The organism is Trichothermofontia sp., from assembly GCF_053493415.1.
Window position 1 is genome coordinate 1 of sequence record NZ_JBRCAD010000131.1, and the last position, 7,399, is coordinate 7,399.

Consider the following 7,399-nt stretch of genomic DNA (forward strand, 5'->3'; position numbering starts at 1 on the left):
CAACGTCCCGTCCCCCACCGTGCCTCCCCCACCAACTGCATCCCCGACCAAAGTGGTCGTGGGGTTATCGGGGGGCGTCGATAGTTCCGTGGCGGCGGCCCTCCTAGTGCAGCAGGGGTATGACGTGGTGGGCCTCACCCTGTGGCTGATGAAGGGCAAGGGACAGTGTTGCTCCGAGGGGATGGTGGATGCGGCTGCCATCTGTGAGCAGTTGGGGATTCCCCATGAAATTGTGGATAGCCGCGATCGCTTCCAAACCCACATTGTGGATTACCTGATTACGGGTTACGGTGCGGGAATAACGCCCTTACCCTGCTCCCAATGCAATAAGGCGGTTAAATTCGGGCCAATGCTGGACTATGCCCGGCACACCCTAGGGGCCAGCCACGTGGCCACGGGTCACTACGCCCAGGTCCGCTACGATGCCGATCGCGATCGGGTGCAACTCCTCCGGGCCGTCGATCACAATAAGGATCAGTCCTATTTTCTCTATGACCTGCCCCAGTCCATTCTGGCCCACCTCCTGTTCCCCCTCGGCAATCAGACCAAGGCTGATACCCGGCGCATTGCCAGCGAGCTGGGCCTGAAGACGGCTGACAAGCCGGAAAGTCAAGATCTGTGTTTGGTTGAGTCCCACGGCTCCATGCGCACGTTTCTTGATCAGTACCTCGCCCCCAAGGCTGGGGATATTGTTGATCGAGAAGGGACGGTGTTGGGGCAACACCAGGGTATTCACCACTACACGATCGGACAACGCCGGGGGATTGGCGTCGCCGCCGCTCAACCCTTATACGTGATTGGCCTGGATGTGGCTCGCAATCAAGTAATCGTGGGCGATCGTACCCAGGCCACCCGGTCCGACTGTACCGTGCGGCAGGTCAACTGGGTGTCGATCGCAGCCCCCTTAACCCCAATCGAGGCTAGCGTCCAAATTCGCTATCGTACCCCCGCGATCCCGGCCACGATCTGGCCGTTACCGGATGCCCGCGCCAAAATTGTATTTAGGGAGCCGCAGTTTGGCGTTACTCCAGGGCAAGCCGCAGTTTGGTATGAAGGGGATTGCCTACTGGGCGGTGGCCTGATTGAACCAGAAGCGGCTACGGCAACCCACCCGTGAGGAGTGTTGACATATTTCTGCAAACATAACTACCGTCAAAACGGTCTCGAATGGTTACGCTTTGACACAGGCTCGTGGTACAGGCAACCAGAGATTACTTATATTTAAGTCAAAAGTGTCTCGAATTATTACCTTTTTGCTCAGGGTTGCGGCAAAGGTCAATAACTTAAGTTAGATTACCTTCAAAGGCGTTGTGTCCTGATCGAAAACGTCGGCATTTTTTTCGGGATGCATCAAGGACTTTTCAAGGGGTGTTCTGCTGATCGGGCGATCGGGCGTCAGCACTTGGCTTTCCCAATTCAACCCTCACGGCGGGAACATTGAAAATGCCAACACTGTCCTTCATTCCTTAAGGGGCTAGTCTAGTCAATAGCGCTATGCTCGATGGAAGGGTGAGTTGTCAGTGTGATTGGGTGGACTACCGACAAACGATAGGGATGGGCAGTGATGTCCACGACGACTGGGTTGGTATTCAGTTACCAGCCGCCACCTCTCCTTCAATAGGCTTTGTGCTGCTATGAAGCTTTCACCCTTTACCCACTACTATTTGCGTAAGCTATTGCGTGAGCGGCTCGATCGATCATCCACGCCAGCGACGATGTCGGCCCCAGTCAGGGAAAGCAACTTAAACGAGGTACTCGATAAACTCTATCCCAGTGAACCTAGCATTAGTATTGCGGTGAAAGAGCTGGAAAATTTGGTCAATAACCACCAATGGATTACCACCAAACATATTCAGAGCCAGGCGGACACGACTGCCATTGAGGATCGCATCTTACAGATCTTTGAGCCGACCCAAGTGGCGGCCCGATCCCAACTAGAAGCCTCATTTGACCATACCCCGTCCCTGAAGCCGGTTGAGACTTCCCCCCGCGAGGCCCTGCAGGCCAAGCTCAACCGTCAACCCTTGGGGGTATGGTTAGTTGAGGCGGGCCTATTAACGCCCTATCAGGTCAAAGTTGCCCTAGTGGATCAGCAACACCAACCGCGTTATCGCTTTGGCGAGGTACTCCTATCGCGGGCCTGGATTAAGGCTAAGACCCTAGAGTTTTTCCTGCATTTGGAAAGGGCCTTTACGCCGGAATTCCACCGCCTCAAGCTGGGACAGCGCCTCCAGGCGGCTGGTTTGGTGTCTGAAGCCGATATTCAAACCGCGATCGCCCAGCAACGGCAGCAGCACCAACTGCGCCTCGGACAAATTTTCTTCCTGCAAGGGCTGATTCAACCCAAAACGGCTGATTTCTTTGCCCAATTCTAGGACGTAGGTCGGTACTTTGCTTGATGCCAAGGGCGCAGTCAAGATTAGTCAATATAAACCAGCAGACCTTGTTGGGCGGCTGCCGTCTGTTGTAGAAACGCCCGAAGTTGCTGAAAATAGGCCAGTAAGTAGGCACGGACTTCAGCCTCTGAATCCTCCCCGAAGGTAGGATAAATTTCGGCTGCTTGCAGGCGCTCCAGCGAACAACGATCGCAAAAAGCCTGGTCATCCACTGTTGCTAGCCCGGTTGCGATGACGGCCACTTCGGCAGCCCGAAATGATCGGGCGGGGCCATAGCCAACATCCTCCTCCCCGATCGGCGTCCCCCCGATCACCAGAAATGCCTCTGGGAAGGTGCCTCCCCAGGCATCACCAGTCAGGAGGTAGTGAATACCGTGCCAAGCCTTGTCAAGGCTGAGGTAATCAGAATTGGGGTCATCAGGGGCCGCATCAATGATTGCATAGATAGCATCCGGATGGGCCAGAAGGTCGTCAATGCACTCATCGCTAACCTGCCGCAGGTTGCCGATCAAACTCATGGTCAGGATGCCTCCAGAAAAATAAGACATCGCCCCTTCGAAAGGCTTAGGGTAAGCAGGACTCACCCGTTTGGGCTAAGGGTCAAAGCCATACATCTTAAGCTTGGCACTGTACTAGTGCAGCGCATAATTAATTATGCAACGTTTGTAGTTCAGGCTTTAGCCTGCAACGCCTCAAGTCGCTACTACCAACGTTGCGAAACTTTATGTTTACTGTACTAGTAGTTTGTCATACCTAAAATGATGGGTTGTCGGTTGGCGTCGAGACTGCGCAACCCAACACGCTCACTGACTTTGTTGGGTCGCACTGCGTTTGACCCAACCTACCCAATTAACCTTGACAGACGACTAGGGCCGCCGTGATTGCGACATTGATTGCGACAGGGCAAAAGGCGACTGGCAAGGCCGCTGATCCGGACAGCCGATCGCCTGTTCGGTTAAGGCAAGGTGGGGATGCACGGTACATTTCAGCCGATAGTCACCCGTGAAGTACTGACAGCGGGCACAGGGAATCCGATGCAAATGCTGGCTACGGCGCACACCTTCCCGCATAGCCCCCCACAAACTGGCCGCGACCAACAACATGAGTAGCCATGCCAAAACGGCACAGAGGGGTACTAAGTAGGGCTGAAGTGCCACCAGAAAGGAATAAAGCATCAGCAACACAGGCTATACGTGGGGAGGGTTCATGGGGCAAACCCGTTGGGCTGAGGGTATTATCGCGAGGGAAGACCCAAAATTGAAAGACAGAGTTAAGAAACTCTACAAATCTTAAACTGCGACCTAGGTGAATGGCTGCAACCGCTTGCCAAGTGCTCTGTGCTAGCGCTACGTTGCGTAAACGACTAGAATAAAATCGTTCTCTCTGGATTTGGGAAGCTCTGCCGCGATTCGTGCAGCGTTCGTATAGCGTCTCCACCGGAGAATGGCTATGGGAACTGGTAAATGATTGCGATGGCTGTGGAGCGCTCAGGTAGCGGTTGAACGAGCGCCAAGGAGATAGGCGTAGTGAGTCGTGAATAGCCAGTCCCAACGGCTAATTCCTCCCTCCTAATTCCTCACTCCTAACTTCCTTGTAGGCTTGCATTGACTCCTGCCAACAGCCCCTGAGTGTTGCGATCACGTAGCGTCTCCGATGGAAAATTGCGTAGCGTCTCCGACGGAAAATCGCCCAGCAACGCCGACGGTCGATCGCGGGTAAGCCATTCCTACACGCCGAGAAGCTGAACCTGTAAGCTAAGGACTAAGCGCTACATGGATTTTTCGATTCGGACACTTCTGTCAAACTTCACCGATGACAAATTGGTTGCCCCTAAAGCTCTAGAAAAAAAACTAGGGTGTGAAGAGGAAACGAGCCAACACCAACTTCAGATTGCCCTCGATGCGCTGGAAAAAATTGGCATCCTGACTAAGGAACGGGGTAAGTATCGGCGTGTGGTTGAGGAGGGCGTAATCGAAGGGAAGCTGCGATGTTCCAGTAAAGGGTTTGGATTTGCCATTCAGGATGCGGAGGAGGCGGATGATGTCTACATTCGTGAACAGTACCTCAGCAATGCCTGGAATGGCGATCGCGTCTTGGTGAAGGTCATGCGGGAAGGGGGACGGAAGCGCAGTCCCGAGGGTGAGGTGCGGCTGATTCTGGAGCGGGCCAATAGTTCGGTGCTGGCCAAGGTTAAACAAACGGACACGGGTGAATATCGAGCCGTGCCCCTCGACGATCGCCTGTTGTTTGAGGTTGATCTGGTGCCTCAAGCTGAACCGGATTTGGCAGCGGCGGTGGATCACCTCGTCAATGTTGCGGTCCTGCGCTATCCCTTGGGGCAACATCCGCCCCTGGGCAAGGTTGTCCAGATCCTGGGGACGGACGCCGAAGCCGCAGCCGATATCGATATTGTTTGCTGTAAGCATAGCCTGCCGCGAACGTTTCCAGACGCGGTTTTACGCGCCTTGTCCAGTCTGGATCTCACCCTGAGCAAAGCGGAGATCAAACAACGGGAAGATCTGCGGAGCACCCCCACGATCGCGTTTTTGGACGCCCATTCAGCCGCAGCCCCGATCGAGTGTGCGTTCTCACTGGCCAAGACATCGGCGGGCCACTGGCGCTTGGGGGTGCATATTGCCGATGTGACCCGCCTGGTCCCGATGGACTCTGCCCTCGATCGCGAAGCCCGACGACGGGGGGTGGCCATCCCCCTGGGGAAGCTACGGATTCCCATGCTACCGGTGGCGATCGTCGAGGCCGCCGCCCTCCAGCCCGACGAGGACCGGATGGCAATTTCCCTCTTGGCCACCCTCGATCGCGAAGGCCAGCTACTGGAGTTTGAACTTCAGCCCACCGTTGTCCGGGTGGATCAGGCGGTGACAGCGGCACAGGTGGCGGCGATCGTGGAGCCAGATGCCCCCAAGGGGGCGCGGACGGATCTCCCAGCAGCGATGGTTGATCTGGTGAAACAATGCTTTGAGTTGAGCCAAATTCTTAAGGAACAACGGCGACAACGGGGCGTCTTTGAACTGAGTCTCCCCTGCCAGCAGCTACCAGGAGACACCCCGGATGCACCCCCCACTATCCTGACCCGCCTACCCTACGATGACATGGGAACGGCGGGAGTTGTGGTGACGGCGGCCTCACCGAGCCGAGCGATTGTGGCGGAACTGACGATGCTGACCAACCAGTTAGCGGCACTCCATTTCCAATCCCTGGACGTTCCTGCCTTTTACCGGGTGCAACCGCCCCCAGATCTGGAGGATGTGCAGGAACTGATGCAACTGGCGGCAGGGCTAGGGGTCACGCTTGCCCTGGAGACTGATGATCAGGTGCAGCCCGAAGACTATCAGCACTTTATTCAGCAGTTTGCCACGGCGGCCTCCCAACGGGTACTCACCTACTTGCTGCTGGATACCCTCAAACCCGTCACCTATAGCCCCCAAGCGGGTGCCCATTTTGGGCTAGCACTGAGTACTGGGTATGCCCAAATCACCTCGCCGCTAGAGCGTTATGCTGATCTGATGCAACTGCGCACATTGGAAGCCGTGTTCACCGAGGGGCGCGATCGGCGCTCGACGCGCTCGAAGGAGCGGGTTAATCTTCGCCACAGTGAATGCCACGGCAAGATTAATTGGAATGTCCTGCCCCCCGATAGCCAGCAGGAACTCATGAGCCAGATGCAAACCCTGGTAGGGCCGCTGAATGAGCGGGAACGGTTGGCCCAGGAAGCGGAGGCCGATCTGGCGGGGCTGAAAAAGGCCGAGTTCATGAAGGCCCATACCGGTAGTGTGTTCCCCGGCTTAGTGACCGGCGTCCAGTCCTACGGCTTTTTTGTTGAAATTGAAGACACGCTGGTGGAGGGATTAGTACACGTCAGTTCGCTGAAGGACGACTGGTATGAGTTTGATCCCAAACAACAGCGACTCGTTGGGCGCAAGAGCCGACGTCAGTATCGCTTGGGCGATCGCGTTGAAGTCCAGATCAAGAGCGTGGATTACTATCGTCAACAAATTGATCTCGGCGCAGTGGGGGGTGGTAGCGAAAGTGCGGAAGCCATTCCCTCGGATATTGAGGCCAGCCCAGAGGAGGTGGAAACCTCCCCGGCCCAACGCCGCCGTCGCCGTCGGCACGATTATCCCGAAGAGGAATAGATGGGACACAGACCGCTGATTATTGGTGTCACGGGCGCATCGGGATTGATCTATGCGGTGCGGACGCTCAAGTTTTTGCTAGAGGCTGGATACGCGATCGACCTGGTGGCCTCCAAGTCCACCCATCAGGTGTGGCAGGCAGAAAACCAAGTGCGGATGCCCCTAGATCTGGCGCAGCAGGCCCACTTCTGGCGCGAGCAGGCGGGTGTTCCCCAAGCCGGGAGCTTGACCTGCCATGCCTGGGGCAATGTGGGAGCCACGATCGCCAGTGGTTCCTTCCGGACCCTAGGGATGCTGGTGATTCCCTGTAGCATGAGTACGATCGCCAAACTGGCCACAGGGCTGAGTACGGACTTGTTGGAACGGGCGGCAGATGTGCAATTGAAGGAGGGGCGACCGTTGGTGGTGGTCCCCCGCGAAACCCCCTTCAGCCTCATCCACCTGCGTAACCTAACGACCCTGGCCGAGGCGGGCTGTCGGATCGTACCGGCCATTCCGGCCTGGTACCATCAACCGCAAACGATTTGGGATTTGGTCGATTTTGTGATCGCTCGTGCCCTGGATCAATTGGCGATCGACTGTGTGCCCCTCGCGCGATGGCAGGGAAACAACTTAGGGGGGAGGGAGGATTAGATTTGAGATTTGAGATTTGAGATTTGAGATTTGAGATTTTCTGCATCGTCAGTAAGCATCATCAGTAAAGGGTGAAAGTGTATGGCAGCGGGCCGCTTCTTTGTGGGACTGGGATTGTTGGCTGGGGGGGGGATCTTCCTGGCCCAAAATTTGTCCCGATCGCTGCCGCTAGTTGTGTTGGGGCAACCCACGATCGGGCTGCCGGTGGGGGTGTGG

6 protein-coding genes are annotated in these 7,399 nt (G+C 56.1%); 4 read left to right on the forward strand and 2 right to left on the reverse strand.

All coding sequences use genetic code 11. The features are described from left to right. Positions 1–88 precede the first annotated feature (88 nt). Both mnmA and ACWIUF_RS11535 read left to right on the forward strand, forming a co-directional pair. On the forward strand, positions 89–1,117 hold the full coding sequence (gene mnmA / locus ACWIUF_RS11530) for a tRNA 2-thiouridine(34) synthase MnmA (protein WP_448572519.1): 1,029 nt from the start codon (positions 89–91) through the stop codon (positions 1,115–1,117). A 517-nt stretch (positions 1,118–1,634) separates the two neighbouring features. Then, complete coding sequence (locus ACWIUF_RS11535) at positions 1,635–2,375, forward strand: hypothetical protein (protein WP_448572514.1); 741 nt, start codon at positions 1,635–1,637, stop codon at positions 2,373–2,375. A 44-nt stretch (positions 2,376–2,419) separates the two neighbouring features. Here ACWIUF_RS11535 and ACWIUF_RS11540 read toward each other — a convergent pair whose 3' ends face one another. Both ACWIUF_RS11540 and ACWIUF_RS11545 read right to left on the reverse strand, forming a co-directional pair. After that, positions 2,420–2,944: a YfbM family protein gene (locus ACWIUF_RS11540; protein WP_448572515.1), complete on the reverse strand. Its 525-nt coding sequence runs from the start codon at positions 2,942–2,944 to the stop codon at positions 2,420–2,422. 318 nt (positions 2,945–3,262) lie between these two features. Next, positions 3,263–3,571 carry a hypothetical protein gene (locus ACWIUF_RS11545; RefSeq protein ID WP_448572516.1) on the reverse strand — a complete coding sequence of 103 codons (309 nt, stop codon included), beginning with the start codon at positions 3,569–3,571 and terminating at the stop codon, positions 3,263–3,265. Between the two features lie 597 nt (positions 3,572–4,168). On the opposite strand from ACWIUF_RS11545, the gene ACWIUF_RS11550 reads away from it, so the two are divergent. After that, positions 4,169–6,550, forward strand: a complete 2,382-nt coding sequence (locus ACWIUF_RS11550) for a ribonuclease R family protein (protein ID WP_448572517.1) — start codon at positions 4,169–4,171, stop codon at positions 6,548–6,550. Further along, a complete protein-coding gene (locus ACWIUF_RS11555; RefSeq protein WP_448572518.1) occupies positions 6,551–7,183 on the forward strand; it encodes a flavin prenyltransferase UbiX in 633 nt (210 codons plus the stop codon). Positions 7,184–7,399 lie beyond the last annotated feature (216 nt).

Excerpts from the sequence above, each read along its gene's own strand:
- ACWIUF_RS11535 (WP_448572514.1), top strand. The coding sequence starts at position 1,635 with ATGAAGCTTTCACCCTTTACCCACTACTATTTGCGTAAGCTATTGCGT.
- ACWIUF_RS11540 (WP_448572515.1), bottom strand. The coding sequence starts at position 2,944 with ATGTCTTATTTTTCTGGAGGCATCCTGACCATGAGTTTGATCGGCAAC.
- ACWIUF_RS11545 (WP_448572516.1), bottom strand. The coding sequence starts at position 3,571 with ATGCTTTATTCCTTTCTGGTGGCACTTCAGCCCTACTTAGTACCCCTC.
- ACWIUF_RS11550 (WP_448572517.1), top strand. The coding sequence starts at position 4,169 with ATGGATTTTTCGATTCGGACACTTCTGTCAAACTTCACCGATGACAAA.
- ACWIUF_RS11555 (WP_448572518.1), top strand. The coding sequence starts at position 6,551 with ATGGGACACAGACCGCTGATTATTGGTGTCACGGGCGCATCGGGATTG.